Source organism: Janthinobacterium amylolyticum, from assembly GCF_051380655.1.
In the GTDB taxonomy this organism is placed as follows: domain Bacteria; phylum Pseudomonadota; class Gammaproteobacteria; order Burkholderiales; family Burkholderiaceae_D; genus Janthinobacterium.
This window is the reverse complement of sequence record NZ_JBNYXL010000013.1, coordinates 174908-192063: the sequence shown is the minus strand read 5'-3', so window position 1 is coordinate 192063 and position 17156 is coordinate 174908. Positions and strand designations below refer to the sequence as shown.

Sequence of the window (17156 nt, the reverse complement as noted above, 5' to 3'; positions counted from 1 at the left end):
ACAAGATGATTGAACTGAATAACGTGAGCAAATGGTATGGCCAGTTCCAGGTTCTGACCGACTGCACCACCAAGGTCGCCAAGGGCGACGTGATGGTCATTTGCGGTCCGTCCGGTTCCGGCAAGTCGACCCTGATCAAGACGGTCAATGGCCTCGAACCGATCCAGCAGGGACAGATCATCGTCGACGGCATCAGCGTCAACGACCCGAAGACGAATCTGTCGAAACTGCGCGCGCGCATCGGCATGGTGTTCCAGAATTTCGAGCTGTTCCCGCATCTGTCGATCCGCGAAAACCTCACCATTGGCCAGATCAAGGTGCTGGGACGCAGCGCCGACGAAGCCAATGCCAAGGGCTTGAAATACCTGGACCGCGTCGGCCTGCTGTCGCAGCAGGATAAATTCCCCGGCCAGCTGTCGGGCGGCCAGCAGCAAAGGGTCGCGATCGCCCGCGCGCTGTCGATGGACCCGATCGCCATGCTGTTCGACGAGCCGACATCGGCGCTCGACCCGGAGATGATCAACGAAGTGCTCGACGTGATGGTGGGCCTGGCGCAGGAAGGCATGACGATGATGGTCGTCACCCATGAAATGGGCTTTGCGAAACGCGTCGCCAACCGCATCGTCTTCATGGACCAGGGTAAGATCATCGAAGATTGCAGCAAGGATGACTTCTTCAACACCACGCGCTCTGACCGTGCGCGCGACTTCCTTGCGAAGATCATTCATTAAATTTATCTCTTGCCGAACTGGATTGACATTGAAATTGAACGTGAAAATGCTGCCTGTACTGAAAAAAATGGCTGGCACGATGCTGGCGCTGGGCATGCTCGCGCATGCGCATGCGGCTGACAAGATCGCCGTCGACATCGCCCTGAGCGACGCCACCCTGATCGACGTCGCCGCTGGCCGCGCCATCACGGGCCAAACCGTGCTGCTCAAGGGCGACAGCATCGTCGCTGTCGTCAACGAGGCACAGCTGCGCGACTATGCGCCCAAGCAAACCATCCGCCTGCCCGGCAAATACCTGATGCCGGGCCTGTGGGATACGCACGTGCATTTTGGCGGCGGCCCCGAACTGATCGACGAGAACAAGCAGCTGCTGCCGCTGTACCTGGCCCACGGTATCACCACGGTGCGCGACTGCTCGGGCGACTTGCCCGACACGGTGCTGGCATGGCGCCAGCAGATCAACGCTGGCCAGCTGCAAGGCCCGACGATCTTTACGTCCGGCGCCAAGCTGGAAGGCATCAAGCCGCTGTGGAAGGGCACCATCGAAGTGGGCACGCCGCAGGAAGTCACGCGTGCCCTGGATGGCCTGCAGGCGCAGCAAGTGGACTTCGTGAAGATCACGGAAAATACCCTGAAGCCGGAGCTGTACCTGGAAGCCTTGCGCCAGGCGCGCGAACGGGGCATGCGCACCTCGGGCCATATCCCCGTGCAGCTGACCCTGGGGCAGATGGCCGACGCCGGCCTGGGCACGATCGAGCATCAGTCGTATCTGCTGCGCGCCACCACGCCGCGCGAGCAGGAGCTGACGGCCAAGGTGGCTGCCGGCACGATGACGGGCAAGGAAGCCATGCAGGCCAGCGTGCAAAGCTACGACGAGCCGACGGCGCGCAAGGCTTTCAGCTACCTGGCCGCGCGCGGCACGGCCATCGTGCCGACCTTGTGGGGTTCGCGCGTGACGGCTTACCTGGACCGCGAAGACCACACCCACGACACGGCCCTGCAATACATCGGCAAGGGCTTGCGCGCCACCTACGACTGGCGCGTGCAGCGTGCCGCCAAGGATGGCCCGGAAGCCATCATCCAGCGCCACGCGCAGTTCGAGCAATCGGCCAAGCTGCTGCCGATCCTGCAGCAGCAGGGCGTGAGCATCATCGCCGGCACGGATGCGGGTTTCCTCAATTCCTTCGACTATCCGGGCCAGGCCCTGCATGACGAAATCGGCCTGTACGTGCAGTACGGCCTGACGCCCCAGCAAGCCTTGCAGTCGGCCGTCATCAACGGCCCGCGCTTCCTGGGCAAGCTGGACCGCTATGGCAGCGTAGCCGCAGGCAAGGCGGCCGACCTGCTGGTGCTCGACGCCAATCCGCTGCAGGACATCGGCGCCACGCGCCAGATCCGCCTGGTGGTCAGCCGCGGCACCGTGTATGACCGCGCCAAGCTCGATCAAATGCTGGCCGATATCCGCGCCTGGGTGGCCAAGCAAGAGGCGGCGCCCGCCAAGTCCTGATTTTCGCCTCCCTCATGGAAAAAGCGGCCGGGTGATACCGGCCGTTTTGTTGTCAGGCGCGCAGCAAGCGCAGGCTTCCCCGGCCTGTGCTGTGGCCTCGCGGCTGGTAAAATGGCGCTATTCGCAATGACCGCCTGAGAGCAGCCGCCATGTCCACACTCGATCACACCCCGCCCGCCGTTCCATCCTCCATCACCATCACGCGTCCCGACGATTGGCATTTGCACCTGCGCGATGGCGCCGTCATGGCCAGCGTGCTGCCGCACAGCGCGCGCCAGTTTGGCCGCGCCATCGTCATGCCGAACCTGAAGCCGCCTGTCACCACCACAGCCGATGCGAGCGCCTACCGCGAGCGCATCCTGGCCGCCGTGCCGGAGGGCGTTAACTTCGATCCATTGATGGTGCTGTACCTGACCAACAACACCTCGCCCGACGAAATCCGCCGCGCGCAGGACAGCGGCATCGTGCAAGCCGTGAAACTGTATCCGGCCGGCGCCACCACCAACTCCGACTTGGGCGTGACCGACCTGAAGAACTGCTACAAGGTGCTCGAAGTGATGCAGGAAGTGGGCATGCCCTTCCTCGTGCATGGCGAAGTGACGGACCCGGAAATCGATATTTTCGATCGCGAAGCCGTCTTCATCGAGCGCGTGATGCGCCCGCTGCGCAGCGCCTTCCCCGCTCTTTCGGTGGTGTTCGAGCACATCACCACCAAGGACGCGGCACAGTACGTGGCCGAAGCGGAAGGCCCGATCGCCGCCACCATCACGGCGCATCACCTGCTGTACAACCGCAACGAGATTTTCAAGGGCGGCATCCGTCCGCATTACTACTGCCTGCCTATCCTCAAGCGCGAAGAACACCGCCTGGCGCTGATGACGGCGGCGGCCAGCGGCGACGAGCGTTTCTTCCTCGGCACGGACTCGGCGCCGCACGCGCAGGGCGCCAAGGAAATGGCATGCGGCTGCGCCGGCTGCTACACGGCCCTGCATGCGATGGAAATGTATGCCGAAGCGTTTGAACGCGCCGGCGCGCTGGATAAACTGGAAGCGTTTGCCAGCTTCCACGGCCCGGCATTCTACGGCGTGCCGCGCAACACGGACAGCATTACCTTGCGCCGTGAAAGCTGGACCTTGCCAGCCTCGCTGCCGCTGGGCGACAGCCATGTGATTCCACTCAACGCGGGTGAGCAGATTAACTGGAAAATGGTGTAATCAGCGCATGCTGCCATCGATAGACTGGACCCGCCCCTGGTTTGCCACGGTGCTGCCGGCGCGGCAACAGCTGGACCTGCAGCGCGACACGGTGATTGCCGCGCTGAACGGGCGGGCGCGGGCGCTGGACTTGCGCAACCCGTCCGGCCTGCCGCTGGCCTTCGTGCCACAAGCCGACCTGCCCGAAGGCGTGGCGTACGAAGAGTTTATCGGCGCGACGGGCGGCGTGCCCACGCGCGACAACCTGCACGATTTTTTCAATGCGCTGGTGTGGCTGACTTTTCCCCGCATCAAGCGGCAATTGAACGCCTTGCAGGCGGCGCAGATCGCCCTGTCGGGCGTGGGGAAATCGCGCGGGCCGGCACGCGATGGCGCGACGATATTTGACGAAAATTCCGCCCTGCTGGTGCTGCGCGACGGCGATGCCGGACGCGCGCTGGACGCGGCCTTGCGCGGGCACGACTGGCGCGGCGCGTTTATTGCGCAGCGCGAGAAATTTGGCGCAGGAGGCGACGCCGAAGTCTGGCTGTTCGGCCACGCGCTGATGGAAAAACTGGTGGCGCCGCGCAAGGCCATCACGGCGCATACGCGCGTCATTTTCGCGGACGATGCCTACTTTGCGCTGGACGATGCCGCGCGGCGCGCCTGGCTTGACGCGCGCGTGGCGCAAGACCTGGTGACGCAGGGCTTGAGCACGGCCGATTTCACGCCGCTACCCGTGCTGGGCCTGCCCGGCTGGAGCGAGAACCAGGACGACGATTTCTACAACGACGCGGCGGTGTTTCGCCCGAAACGCCAGCCGTCCGCGCCACCACAATGACAGCAGGCCGCGGGTACTGCGAGAGAGACGATACATGGAAAAAGTGATACGCTGGGGCATACTCGGTACTGGAAAAATCGCCCGCGCAATGGCCATCGGCTTGCACGACGCGCCCGGTGCGCAACTGGCGGCGGTGGCCTCGCGCAGCAGCGCCGGCGCCCACGCCTTCGGCGCCGAATTCGGTGTTGAGCACTGCCATGGCTCCTACCAGGCGCTGGCCGATGATGCCGGCGTGGACGTCATCTACATCGCCACGCCGCATACCCTGCATGCGGAAAACGCCCTGATGTGCCTGGCCGCCGGCAAGCATGTCGTCTGCGAAAAGCCGTTCACCATGAATGCGCGCGAAGCGCAGGCCGTGGTCGACCTGGCGCGCGAAAAAAAGCTGTTCCTGATGGAAGCCATGTGGAGCCGTTTCCTGCCAGCCGCGCAGGAAGCCCAACGCATCATCGCCAGCGGCGAGATCGGCGTGTTGCAGCAGGTGCAGGCCGATATCGGCTTTGTCGCCAACTTCCCGCCCGAGCACCGCATGTACAATCCTGACCTCGGCGGCGGCGCGCTGCTCGACGTGGGCATCTATCCGCTGTCGATGGCGGCCTTCTTCCTCGGTCCCGTTTCCGCCGTGCAGGCGCTGGCCGAGATGGGCGCCACCGGCGTCGATGAACAGGTGGTGTTTTCGCTGCTGCACAAGGGCGGCGGCACGTCGTCGTGCGCCTGCAGCCTGCGCGCGCAAACGCCGACGGAAATGCTCATCTCCGGCAGCCTGGGACGCATCCGCCTGCCCAGCCGTTTCTACAAACCCGATCACCTGGTGGTCGAGATGATGGATGGCGAGCGCCGCGTCGTGGACGCGCCTTACCTGGGCAACGGCTACACGCATGAAGCCATCGAGGCGATGCGCTGCATCCGCGCCGGCCTGCTGGAAAGCCCCGTCATGCCGCACGCTGACAGCGTGGCGCTGATGCACAACCTTGATACCATGCGTGGCCAGATCGGCCTCGTTTATACCGCCGACCAGGCGTAAACAGGAATCCCATGACATCGCATTCTTCCCGTCCCAGCCTGAAAACCGTCCTCATTGCCAGCGGGGTGGTGCTGACCCTGGCGATGGGCGTGCGCCATGGCCTGGGCTTCTGGATGCAGCCGATTTCGCAAGCCAACGGCTGGACACGCGAAACCTATTCGCTGGCGCTGGCCATGCAAAACCTGATGTGGGGCGTCTTTGGCCCGTTCGCCGGCATGGCCGCCGACCGCTTCGGCACCATGCGCGTCGTCATCATCGGCGCCATCAGCTATATGGCCGGCCTGGTGTGGATGGCGCTGGTGACGCAGCCTACCCTGTTCATCGTCGGCTCGGGCATCTTCATCGGCCTGGCGCTGGCCTGCACGGCGTTTGGCGCCATCAGCGGCATCATCGGCCGCAGCGCGCCGCCCGAGCAGCGCTCGTGGGCTTTCGGCATTTCATCGGCGGCCGGCTCGTTCGGCCAGTTCCTCATGATGCCGGTGGAGCAGCAACTGATTTCCGCCGTGGGCTGGCAGAACGCCTTTTATGTGCTGGCCGTGCTGGTGCTGCTGGCCATGATCCCGATGGCCTTTTACTTGCGTGAACCACCTGTCACGCATGCCGGCGGTCCGCAGCAAAGCGTGGGCGCCGCCTTCAGCGAAGCCGTCGCCAACCGTTCCTTCTGGCTGCTGCTGGCCGGGTATTTCGTCTGCGGTTTCCAGCTGGTCTTCATCGGCGTGCACTTGCCCGCCTACCTGAAGGACCAGGGCTTGATGAATCCGAATATCGCCGTCACGGCGCTGGCGCTGATCGGCCTGTTCAACATCGTCGGCTCCTACTACGCTGGCAAACTCGGTGGCAAGATCGCCAAGCGCTATCTGCTGTCGGCCATCTACGTGGCGCGCGCGGTGGTCATCACCTTGTTCCTGCTGGCGCCCTTGTCCGCATGGTCCGTGTATTTGTTCGCCGCCGGCATGGGTGTGCTGTGGCTGTCGACGGTGCCGCTGACGAACGGCATCATCGCCGGCATCTTCGGCGTCAAGCATCTGTCGATGCTGGCCGGGATGGTGTTCTTCTCGCACCAGGTGGGCAGTTTTCTCGGTGCCTGGCTGGGCGGCTACCTGTACGAGCATCAGGGCTCGTATCACGCTGTCTGGCTGATCACCATCGGCCTGGGCCTGCTGGCCGCGCTGATCAACCTGCCCATCGACGAGCGCGCCGTCAAGCGCGCGGCGGTGGCCGCGTAATGGCCAGCTGGCGCACCTGGCTGTGGCGCCTGGCTGGCGCCGCGCTGCTGGCCATCGTCTTCCTGGCCTATCTGCGCCCCGATTTCATGCTCGACCTGGCGAACCGCTTCTGGATGTGCATGTAGGCTGTGCGGGCGCAAATGTGCTGGTGGTTTGTCGGATTACGCTGGAAGTCGGATTACGCGCTACGCGCTAATCCGACCTACCCGACTTGGCGTGTGCATCTTTGCGTAGGTCGGATTAGGCCGCAGGCCGTAATCCGACAATGCCCGAAAATTGGCAAGGCCGATGTGGCTCAGGCCGCAGGCCGTAATCCGACAACACCTTGAACCCATGCGATACCGACGCGCATCCCAGCCAGGCGGCAGCTTTTTCTTCACGGTGGTGACGGCGCATCGCCGGCCTGTCCTTGCGTCGGCAACTGCCGTGGATTTGCTGCGGGATGCATTCCGCGCCGTGCGTCAGCAGCGGCCATTCGATATCGACGCCATCGTCATTCTGCCCGATCACTTGCATTGCATCTGGACCTTGCCCGACGGCGATGCCGATTTCATGACGCGCTGGCGCTTGATCAAGACGTGGTTCAGCAAGCGTAGCGATCTGAAACCTATCTGGCAGCAGCGGTATTGGAAGCACGTCTTGCGCGATGAGCGCGACTTCGCCAATCATGTCGATTACATTCATTACAATCCGGTCAAACATGGCTTGGTGGGCAAAGTCATCGATTGGCCGTATTCCAGTTTTCACCGGTATGTCAGGCAGGGATGGTGTGCGGCGGATTGGGGCGGGGATGGTGTGGATGTGGCGGGTGTTGGGCGGGAGTGAGGGGCGCCAACAATGTTGTTGGATTACGCGCTGCGCGCTAATCCGACCTACCATGGCGTATTTTTTGCGTAGGTCGGATTAGGCCGTAAGGCCGTAATCCGACAACATCCGCAAGCCTGCGATACCTGACCTATACTTTCAAAAATTCCTCTTTGCCACCCAGCCAGCGCGCCAGGTGCGCTTCCACGGTGCTTGCTGCGGCCGCCGTGGTGGCGTGCAGCAGATCGTGCGCCACGTCGCGTGCCTGATCTACCAGCCATTGATCCGTTTCCAGGTCGGCGAAGCGCAGCATGGCCTGGCCGGACTGGCGCGCGCCGAGGAACTCGCCGGGGCCGCGGATTTCCAGGTCGCGGCGGGCGATTTCAAAGCCGTCCGTGGTTTCGCGCATGGTCATCAGGCGCTGGCGCGCCACGCCGCCCAGCGGGCCCTGGTACAGCAGCAGGCAGACGCTGGCCGCCGTGCCGCGTCCCACCCGCCCGCGCAGCTGGTGCAGCTGCGACAAGCCGAAACGCTCGGCGTGCTCGATCACCATCAGCGAGGCGTTCGGTACGTCGACGCCCACCTCGATGACGGTGGTGGCCACCAATACGTGGATATGCCCGGCGATGAAGGCATCCATCACTTCCTGCTTTTCCGCCGGTTTCAAGCGGCCGTGCACCAGGCCCACCTGCAGCGCGGGTAGGGCTTCGGCCAGCATCATGCAGGTGTCGGTGGCCGTCTGCAGCTGCAGCGCTTCCGATTCCTCGATCAGCGGGCAGACCCAGTACACTTGCCGGCCTTCCAGCGCAGCCGCATACACGCGGGCGATGACTTCGTCTCGCCGGTTCTGGTCGATGGCGCGCGTGACGATGGGGCTGCGGCCCGGTGGCAGCTCGTCGATCACCGACACTTCCAGGTCGGCGTAATACGTCATCGCCAGGGTGCGCGGGATGGGCGTGGCCGACATCATCAGCTGGTGCGGCACGGCCGCGCTGTCGCCCTTGTTGCGCAGGGTCAGGCGCTGGCCCACGCCGAAGCGGTGCTGCTCGTCGACGATCACCAGGCCCAGTTTGGCGAACAGCACGTTGTCCTGGATCAGCGCGTGCGTGCCGATCACCAGTTGCGCTTCGCCCGATTCGATCAGGGCCAGCGCCGCCGTCTTTTCCTTTTTCTTCAGGCTGCCCGTCAGCCATGCCACCTTCACGCCCAGCGGCTCCATCCAGGCGGCGATCTTGCGGAAGTGCTGCTCGGCCAGGATCTCCGTGGGTGCCATCAGCGCGGCCTGGTAGCCGCTGTCGATGGCTTGCGTGGCCGACAGGGCGGCGACCACCGTCTTGCCGCTGCCGACGTCGCCCTGCAGCAGCCGCTGCATCGGGTAGGGCTGGCGCAGGTCGGCGCGGATCTCGTCGAGCACGCGCGCCTGCGCGCCCGTCAGCTTGAAGGGCAGGGCCGCGCCAAAGGCTGCCGAGAGGCTGCCGACGATGGGCAGCGAGGCGGCGCCTTTCGAGCGGCGTGCGCGCTGGGCGCGTTTCAGCGACAGCTGCTGCGCCAGCAGTTCATCGAACTTCATGCGCACCCAGGCTGGATGCGAGCGGTCCATCAGCGCGCTTTCATCGATGTCCTGCGGCGGATAGTGCAGCAGGTGCACGGCGGCGCGGAACGGCGACAGCTGCATCTCGCGCAGCAGCTGCTCGGGCAGGGTATCCTGCCAGTCGATGCGGCGCATGGCGTCGGCGATCTCGCGCCGCAGCACGTGCTGCGACAGGCCTTCGCCGGACGGATACACGGGCGTGAGGGCCGTGGGCAGCGGCGCGCCTTCGTTGACCACCTTATACGTCGGGTGCACCATCTCGGCGCCAAAAAAACCGTGTTTGAGTTCGGCGCGCGCCCGCACGCGCGTGCCTTCGGCCAGCTGCTTGACCTGGCTGCCGTAGAAATTCATGAAGCGCAGCAGCAAATTGCCCGTTTCGTCGGCGATCGTCACCAGCAATTGCTTGCGCGGCTTGAAATTGACTTCGCACTTGGTGACGATGCCCTCGACCTGCCACGACTCGCCGCCGCGCAGGCAGGCGTCGCGGATGGTGTAGACCTTGGTTTCGTCCTCATAGCGCATCGGCAAATGCAGCACCAGGTCCATATCCGTGCGCAAGCCCAGCTTGGCCAGCCGGCTTTCCGTACTGACCACCTTTTTGGCGGCTTTCGGCTTCGCGGCAGGCTTGGCGGCAGGTGGAAGATCAGGCTTTGGATCAGGCATATGCAAGGTTTTGGTGCCATTAGCGCAGGTTTTTATGCCGCTAGCGTAAAATAGAGGGTTGTCCGGCACACCCTGTGCGTACCGCAGTCGTAAATTGTTGCGGCGGATTATTGTAATGCCTGTATAGGCGCACAGTATAGTGCCAGATGTTCCATTGCGCACTCCTAATCATTTTTGACGTACTTTTGAAGCAAAACGCATGTATTCGCTTTCCGATTTCGATTTTAATTTGCCGCAAGAAAACATTGCGCAAACTCCGCTGGCCGAGCGCAGCGCCTCGCGCCTTTTGCACCTGGACGGCGACGCCCTGGTCGACCGCCAGTTCGCCGACATCGTCGGACTGTTGCAGGCGGGCGACCTGCTGGTGATGAACGACACGCGCGTGCTCAAAGCGCGCTTCTTTGGTGTCAAGGAAAGCGGCGGCAAGATCGAGGCGCTGGTCGAGCGCGTACTCGACGAGCGTACCGTGCTGGCCCAGGTGCGCGCCTCGAAGTCGCCGCCGCCCGGTTGCCGCATCCGCCTGGCCGACGCCTTTGACGTCACGGTAGGCCAGCGCGCCGGCGAATTCTTTACCCTGCACTTCGAGGCCGACGTGTTCGAACTGATCGAGGCGCATGGCCGTTTGCCGCTGCCGCCCTACATCGAGCACGATGCGGACGAATTCGACGAAACGCGTTATCAAACCGTCTTCAACAAGGTACCGGGCGCCGTCGCCGCGCCGACGGCCGGCCTGCATTTCGACCAGGCCCTGCTTGATCAATTGAAGGCCAAGGGCGTCAATTTTGCCTATGTGACCCTGCACGTGGGCGCCGGCACCTTCCAGCCCGTGCGCACGGAAGTACTGGCCGAACACAAGATGCATACCGAGTGGTACACCATGCCGCAGGAAACCGTCGACGCCGTGCGCGCCGCCCAACTGGCCGGGCGCGACGTCGTGGCCGTCGGCACGACCAGCCTGCGCGCGCTGGAATCGGCCTCGCAAAGCGGCCAGCTGGTGGCGGGCAGCGCCGATACGGCCCTGTTCATCACGCCCGGCTATGCCTTCAAGACGGTGACGCGTTTGATCACCAACTTCCATTTGCCGAAGTCGACCCTGCTGATGCTGGTGTCGGCCTTTGCCGGCTATGAGCCGATCCGCAGCGCCTATGCGCATGCGATCGCGCAGAATTACCGTTTCTTCAGCTATGGCGATGCGATGCTGCTCACCACGCAATCGCGCGCTGCGTTGAACCTTGATACTCCCGTGAAAGACTGACATGCTGGAATTTACATTACTCAAGACCGACACGAGCGGCCTGACCAAGGCACGCCGCGGCACCTTGAAACTCAACCATGGCGTCGTGCAGACGCCGATCTTCATGCCAGTGGGCACTTACGGCTCCGTGAAAGCCATGTCGCCGCTGGAACTCAATGAGATCGACGCGCAGATCATTCTGGGCAACACTTTCCACTTGTGGCTGCGTCCAGGCAACACCGTCATGGAGAAATTCGGCGGCTTGCATGGTTTCATGGGCTGGAACAAGCCGATTCTGACGGATTCGGGCGGCTTCCAGGTGTTTTCGCTGGGCGCCATGCGCAAGATCACGGAAGAGGGCGTGCATTTCAATTCGCCCATCAACGGCGATAAATTGTTCCTCTCGCCTGAAGTATCGATGCAGGTGCAGCGCGTCCTGAATTCGGACATCGTCATGCAGTTCGACGAATGCACGCCGTATGAAATCCAGGGCCGCCCGGCCACCATCGAGGAAGCGGCCAAGTCCATGCGCATGTCCTTGCGCTGGGCGCAGCGCTCGAAGGATGAGTTCCACCGCGGTGAAAATCCGAATGCGCTGTTCGGCATCGTGCAGGGCGGCATGTTTGAAATGCTGCGCGACGAGTCGCTGGCCAAGCTGGAAGAGATCGATTTCCCCGGCATCGCCATCGGCGGCCTGTCCGTCGGCGAGCCGAAGGAAGACATGATGCGCATGCTGGCCCACGTGGGCCCGCGCCTGCCGGCCAACAAGCCGCATTACCTGATGGGCGTGGGCACGCCGGAAGACCTGGTGGCCGGTGTGTCGAACGGCATCGACATGTTCGATTGCGTCATGCCGACGCGCAATGCCCGCAATGGCTGGCTGTTTACCCGTTTTGGCGACATCAAGATCAAGAATGCCAAGTACAAGGAAGACCAGGCACCGCTGGACGAGACCTGCAGCTGCTACGCCTGCCGCAATTTTTCGCGCGCCTATCTGCACCATCTGCACCGCTCCAAGGAAATCCTCGGCGCGCGCCTGAACACCATCCACAACCTGCATTACTACCTGGACCTGATGCGCCAGATGCGCGAAGCGCTGGATGAAGACCGTTTCCACGCGTTCACCCTGCAATTCCACGCGGAACGGGCACGGGGAACTTAAGAAATGCTTAGGTTCATGGGCCGCGAGGCCCTGGGCCGATGTTTTCGAGATTGGTGCTTGGACGGGGCGATAAAGCATTGCATAATGCTTTTTTAGCCCCATTTGGAGCTGCCATGCCTGCATTTCGGGGGATGGCCTTTTGCCAATGCTAGAATACAGCGCTGTTTTTTCAAACTGATTAGAACTGGAGTCACCGTGTTTTTCATTTCCAACGCTTACGCGCAATCGACCGATGCCCTCGGCCTCGGCGGCAACCTGACCAGCTTCCTGCCGCTGGTATTGATGTTCGTGGTCATGTATTTCCTGATGATCCGCCCACAGCAAAAACGCGCCAAAGAACAAAAGGCGATGATGGATGCGCTGACCAAGGGTGACGAAGTCGTTACCGCTGGCGGCATGCTGGGCCGTGTTGTCAAGGTAGTGGACGCTTACGTCACCATCGAAGTGGCCAGCGGCACCGAAATCACGGTGCAAAAGAGCTCCATCACGACCTTGCTGCCTAAAGGCACCCTGAAGGCGCTGTAATTCCTCGCCGTCGCTACCTGCTACCTGTGTAGCGACTGACCGGGGCGGCTATCGGCCGCCCTTCGCGACGCCTCCGACGCTCAACACTGAACGCTGAATCAATATGAATCGCTATCCTGCCTGGAAATACATCATCATCGTCGTCGCCTTATTGCTGGGCGCACTCTATACGGCGCCCAATTATTTCGGTGAATCACCGGCGCTGCAAGTAACCAGCGGCAAATCGACCGTCAAGGTGACGAGCGAGCTGATGACGCAAGTCGATCAAATATTGACGAAAGAGAACGTCAAGTCGGAAGGTGTCAGCATGGATGGCGCCGGCAACCTCGCCTCCGTGCGCGTGCGTTTCGCCGATCCCGATACCCAGTTCAAGGCGAAACTGGTGCTGGAAAAGGACCTGAATACCGATCCGAGCGACCCTGCCTACATCGTGACGGTCAACCTGCAAGCCAATACGCCGATGTGGATGCAGAAACTGCATGCCTTGCCGATGTTCCTGGGCCTGGACTTGCGCGGTGGCGTGCACTTCCTGATGCAGGTCGATGCCAAAGCCGTATTGAACAAGAAAGTGCAAGGCATCCAGTCCGCCGCGCGTAGCGTGTTGCGTGACAAGAATATCCGCCACGCCGGCATCGAGCGCGTGGGCGACAGCGTGCAGATCAACTTCCGCGACGCGGAAACGCGCCTGAAGGCCAAGAATGTGCTGTCCGACCAGATGACGGAACTGGCGTTCGCCGATGCGGGCGAAGGCAACGACCTGAAACTGAACATCACGCTGAAACCGGCGGCCCTGAAAGCCACCATCGATGAAGGTGTGAAACAAAATATCTCGACCCTGTCCAAGCGCGTCAACGAGCTGGGCGTGGCCGAGCCGCTGATCCAGCAGCAAGGTCCTGACCGCATCGTGGTGCAATTGCCGGGCGTGCAGGACGTGGCGCGCGCAAAAGCCATCATCGGCCGCACTGCCACCCTGGAAGTGCGCCTGGTCGATGAGACCATCGTGCCGGGCACGGAACTGTCGAGCGCCATCCCGTTCAACTCGGAACTGTTCACCGTCGGCAAGGGCGTGCCTGTCGTGCTGTCGAAAGACGTGATCCTGACGGGCGACTATATTTCCAGCGCCACGGCCAGCTTCGACCAGAACCAGCAAGCGGCCGTGTCGATCGACCTGAACGGCGACGGCGGACGCAAGATGCGCGAAGCGACGCGCGAACGCGTGGGTAAACGCATGGCCATCGTGCTGTTTGAAAAGGGCAAGCCGGAAGTGCTGTCGGTTGCGACCATCCAGCAGGAACTGGGCTCGCGCTTCCAGATCACCGGCATGGGCGGCGCGGAAAACGCCAACGAACTGGCGCTGCTGCTGCGCTCGGGCGCCCTGTCGGCCCCGATGACCGTCATCGAAGAACGCACGATCGGACCGCAGCTGGGCGCGGAAAACATCGCCAAGGGCTTCCACTCGACCTTGTACGGCTTCATCGCCATCGCCATCTTCATGATCGCCTACTACATGCTGTTCGGCGCCTTCAGCGTGCTGGCCCTGGCCGCCAACCTGCTGTTGCTGATCGGCTTGCTGTCGATGATACAGGTGACCCTGACCTTGCCAGGTATCGCCGCTATCGCGCTGGCCCTGGGCATGGCGATTGACGCCAACGTGCTGATCAATGAACGTATCCGCGAAGAGCTGCGCGCCGGCAATACGCCGCAAGCGGCCATCGCCGCCGGCTTCGACCGCGCCTGGGCCACGATTCTCGACTCGAACGTGACCACCCTGATCGTCGGCCTGGCATTGCTGGCCTTCGGCAGCGGTCCTGTGCGCGGCTTCGCTGTGGTGCATTGCCTGGGCATCCTGACCTCGATGTTCTCCTCCGTGTTCGTGTCGCGCGGCGTGGTCAACCTCTGGTATGGCCGCAAGAAAAAGCTGACGACCTTGTCGATCGGCACGGTGTGGGTGCCGGGCACCAGCAAATAAGCGACGGCCCAGCCTGACCCAATAGCGTCAACAGCGATAGCGTCCGGTGGCACAGCCGCCGGACGCACAGAATAGAACTCAGAGGATTTCATGGAATTTTTCCGGATCAAAAAAGATATTCCCTTCATGCGCCATGCGTTGATTTTCAACGTCATCTCGGCCGTGACCTTCCTTGCCGCCGTCTTCTTCCTGTTCCACAAGGGCTTGCACCTGTCCGTGGAATTCAAGGGCGGTACCCTGATGGAGGTGAAGTACCCGAAAGCGGCCAACCTGGAAGGCATACGCGGCACCCTGATCAAGATGGGCTACGAAGAGCCGGGCGTGACCAGCTTCGACACGGCGCGCGACGTCATGATCCGCCTGCCGGTGGAAAATGGCGTCAGCGCCGCCAACACGTCGCAGCGCGTGTTTGACGCGCTGTGCAAGGCCGAGCAGGGCACGGCGAAGGCCATCGACACCGTTACCGAGAAGGGCGAGCATGTGCTCAAGAGCGCCTGCATGGATGCCGCCGGCAATGAGGCGGTGGTACTGCAGAAAGTCGAATTCGTCGGCCCGCAAGTGGGCGAGGAACTGGCGCAGAATGGCTTGAACGCGCTGGTGATGGTGATCCTGGGCGTGATGGCTTACCTGGCCGTGCGCTTCGAGTGGAAATACGCTGTCTCGGCGATTATCGCCAACTTGCACGACGTGGTCATCATCCTGGGCTTCTTCGCCTTCTTCCAGTGGGAATTCTCGCTGACGGTACTGGCGGCGATCCTCGCGGTGCTCGGTTACTCTGTCAACGAATCGGTGGTGATCTTTGACCGTATCCGCGAAAACTTCCGCAAGCAGCGCAAGGCAACCGTGCATGAAGTGATCGACAGCGCGATCACCAGCACCATTTCGCGTACCATCATCACCCACGGCTCGACCCAGATGATGGTGCTGTCGATGCTGATCTTCGGCGGCCAGACCCTGCACCACTTCGCCCTGGCACTGACCATCGGTATCTGCTTCGGTATTTACTCGTCCGTGTTCGTCGCGGCATCGATCGCCATGTGGCTGGGCGTGAAGCGCGAAGACTTGATCAAGCCGGTCAAGGAAAAAGACGAAACCGACGGCGCCGTGGTGTAAGCGCAGTTTGCTGCTAGACGAATTCAAGAACGATCACCCGCGCGGTGGTCGTTTTTTTTTGTAACGGATGACGATGAAGCGTTTGATAGTGTTGGGCATGATGGCGGGCGTGGGCGCGCTGGCCGCTGCCGCGGAGTTGCACCGTGTGGACCGCGATACCATCGCCCTGCGTGGCGTGATCGCCGACGGTGACGTGGACAGGCTGCGGCAGCTGGCCACGCCGGCAACGTCCATGCTGCGCGTAAACAGCGGCGGCGGCGACCCGCAGGCGGCGATGCTGCTGGGACGCTACCTGCGCCAGCAGCAATGGGATGTCGCCATCGATACCGTCTGCGCGGGCAGCTGCGCGCTGTATGTGTTTCCGGCCGCGCGCCACAAGCGGATCCCTGGCGACGCCGTGCTGGCCTTGCAGGCCTCGGCCTTCCAGCGTGCGCAGGCGGACCAGGGGCAGATGCGGCGCACCCTGGTCGAGGCGGGTGTGGCGGCCGAAGACCTCGCTGTGGAAACGGCGGCGCTGGCGGCGCAGCTGGCGCACGTGGCGGCGCTGGAAGCGGTCTTTGCCCGGGAACTGGGTATCGCTGCCGACTTTTACCGCGATTTCAGCCTGGTGGCGGCGCAGGCGGATAGCGTGCGCCAGCGCTTCCCGGACCAGGAGGCGGCCGTCTTCTGGTGGCCGGCTGCGGCGCGCCTGCAGCGCTGCTACGGCATCGCCGGCGTGGCCGAGGGCACGCGCGCGGCGCGCCTGCTGCCCGACGGCTACGTGTATATCCCCGCCTTGTCGGCCCTCGTCATGGGCGACCAGGCGTTGGCGGATTGCCCATGAGCCGCAGCGGCAGGCTGTTCCTGCTGATGGACGCCATGCGCGCCAAGCGCGTGCCCGTCACGGCGGCCCAGCTGGCGCAGCAGCTGGGGGTATCCGAGCGCACGATTTATCGCGATATCCAGACCCTGGCGGAACTGGGCGCGCCGCTGCAGGGAGAGGCGGGGATCGGCTATGTGCTGCGCCGTGGCAGCTTTTTGCCGCCGCTGATGTTTGGCCCCGACGAGCTGGAAGCGCTGGTGCTGGGCGCGCGCTGGGTGCGCCGCCAGGGCGATGCGGGCCTGGCGCAGGCGGCGGAAGCGGCGCTGGCGAAGATCGCGGCCGCTTCGCCGCGCGACCTGCGCGACAGCATGGCCGAGACCAGCCTGTGGGTGCCGCTGGGGCGTCCCGCCGATGGCACGCAGCCGGCCGACCGCCATGTGCAGCCGGTGCGCGAAGCCATCCGCTACGAACAGAAACTCACCCTGGGCTACCAGGATGAACACGGCAGTGCCACCTTGCGCACGGTATGGCCGTTCGCCCTGGCTTTTTTCGAGGGCAAGCGCCTGCTGGCCGCCTGGTGCGAGCTGCGCGGCGACTACCGGCATTTCCGCATCGACCGCATCGCCAGCGTGCAGCAGCATGCGGAACGCTATGCCACGCGGCGCCATGTGCTGCTGGACGCCTGGCGCAAGGCGCACGATATTGATCCGGAATCCTGACAGCGGCTCCTGACAGCGGCTCCTGACAAAAACTGTCAGTGACTGGTTTTAC

16 protein-coding genes are annotated in these 17156 nt (G+C 63.0%); 15 read left to right on the top strand and 1 reads right to left on the bottom strand.

Going from position 1 to position 17156, the window contains the following annotated elements:
* The first annotated feature begins 5 nt into the window (after positions 1-5).
* The 8 genes from ACQ4WR_RS25150 (at position 6) to ACQ4WR_RS25115 (ending at position 7347) form a co-directional block, all read left to right on the top strand.
* A complete protein-coding gene (locus ACQ4WR_RS25150; RefSeq protein ID WP_099376217.1) occupies positions 6-731 on the top strand; it encodes an amino acid ABC transporter ATP-binding protein in 726 nt (241 codons plus the stop codon).
* A gap of 46 nt (positions 732-777) precedes the next feature.
* Entirely contained in the window at positions 778-2238 is a 1461-nt protein-coding gene (locus ACQ4WR_RS25145) for an amidohydrolase family protein (protein ID WP_436490649.1), read from the top strand.
* A 149-nt stretch (positions 2239-2387) separates the two neighbouring features.
* Positions 2388-3452 (top strand): dihydroorotase, encoded by a 1065-nt coding sequence (gene pyrC / locus ACQ4WR_RS25140; protein ID WP_436490620.1) that lies wholly within the window; start codon positions 2388-2390, stop codon positions 3450-3452.
* Positions 3453-3459: 7 nt separating this feature from the next.
* Positions 3460-4272 carry a DUF3025 domain-containing protein gene (locus ACQ4WR_RS25135; RefSeq protein WP_436490618.1) on the top strand — a complete coding sequence of 271 codons (813 nt, stop codon included), beginning with the start codon at positions 3460-3462 and terminating at the stop codon, positions 4270-4272.
* Between the two features lie 34 nt (positions 4273-4306).
* On the top strand, positions 4307-5296 hold the full coding sequence (locus ACQ4WR_RS25130; RefSeq protein WP_436490616.1) for a Gfo/Idh/MocA family protein: 990 nt from the start codon (positions 4307-4309) through the stop codon (positions 5294-5296).
* 11 nt (positions 5297-5307) lie between these two features.
* On the top strand, positions 5308-6522 hold the full coding sequence (locus ACQ4WR_RS25125) for an MFS transporter (RefSeq protein WP_436490614.1): 1215 nt from the start codon (positions 5308-5310) through the stop codon (positions 6520-6522).
* Positions 6522-6647: a hypothetical protein gene (locus tag ACQ4WR_RS25120; RefSeq protein ID WP_257620246.1), complete on the top strand. Its 126-nt coding sequence runs from the start codon at positions 6522-6524 to the stop codon at positions 6645-6647. The genes ACQ4WR_RS25125 and ACQ4WR_RS25120 overlap by 1 nt, the downstream gene beginning before the upstream one ends.
* A 208-nt stretch (positions 6648-6855) precedes the next feature.
* Positions 6856-7347, top strand: coding sequence for an REP-associated tyrosine transposase (locus ACQ4WR_RS25115; protein ID WP_436490612.1), 492 nt, complete (start codon positions 6856-6858; stop codon positions 7345-7347).
* Positions 7348-7477: 130 nt separating this feature from the next.
* Here ACQ4WR_RS25115 and recG read toward each other — a convergent pair whose 3' ends face one another.
* The gene (gene recG, locus ACQ4WR_RS25110; RefSeq protein WP_102293182.1) at positions 7478-9580 is read right to left on the bottom strand and encodes an ATP-dependent DNA helicase RecG; all 2103 of its coding nucleotides are present in this window, start codon (positions 9578-9580) and stop codon (positions 7478-7480) included.
* Between the two features lie 199 nt (positions 9581-9779).
* On the opposite strand from recG, the gene queA reads away from it, so the two are divergent.
* From queA to ACQ4WR_RS25075, 7 genes are all read left to right on the top strand, one after another.
* A complete protein-coding gene (gene queA, locus ACQ4WR_RS25105; protein ID WP_436490610.1) occupies positions 9780-10835 on the top strand; it encodes a tRNA preQ1(34) S-adenosylmethionine ribosyltransferase-isomerase QueA in 1056 nt (351 codons plus the stop codon).
* A 1-nt stretch (position 10836) separates the two neighbouring features.
* Complete coding sequence (gene tgt / locus ACQ4WR_RS25100; RefSeq protein WP_034745502.1) at positions 10837-11976, top strand: tRNA guanosine(34) transglycosylase Tgt; 1140 nt, start codon at positions 10837-10839, stop codon at positions 11974-11976.
* A 195-nt stretch (positions 11977-12171) separates the two neighbouring features.
* A complete protein-coding gene (gene yajC / locus ACQ4WR_RS25095) occupies positions 12172-12501 on the top strand; it encodes a preprotein translocase subunit YajC (RefSeq protein WP_102293184.1) in 330 nt (109 codons plus the stop codon).
* 103 nt (positions 12502-12604) lie between these two features.
* Entirely contained in the window at positions 12605-14470 is a 1866-nt protein-coding gene (secD, locus tag ACQ4WR_RS25090) for a protein translocase subunit SecD (protein WP_436490608.1), read from the top strand.
* Positions 14471-14560: 90 nt separating this feature from the next.
* Positions 14561-15583 (top strand): protein translocase subunit SecF, encoded by a 1023-nt coding sequence (gene secF / locus ACQ4WR_RS25085; RefSeq protein WP_102293186.1) that lies wholly within the window; start codon positions 14561-14563, stop codon positions 15581-15583.
* A gap of 73 nt (positions 15584-15656) precedes the next feature.
* Positions 15657-16406, top strand: a complete 750-nt coding sequence (locus tag ACQ4WR_RS25080; RefSeq protein WP_436490605.1) for a hypothetical protein — start codon at positions 15657-15659, stop codon at positions 16404-16406.
* A complete protein-coding gene (locus ACQ4WR_RS25075; RefSeq protein ID WP_180979306.1) occupies positions 16403-17104 on the top strand; it encodes a helix-turn-helix transcriptional regulator in 702 nt (233 codons plus the stop codon). The genes ACQ4WR_RS25080 and ACQ4WR_RS25075 overlap by 4 nt, the downstream gene beginning before the upstream one ends.
* Positions 17105-17156: the final 52 nt, after the last annotated feature.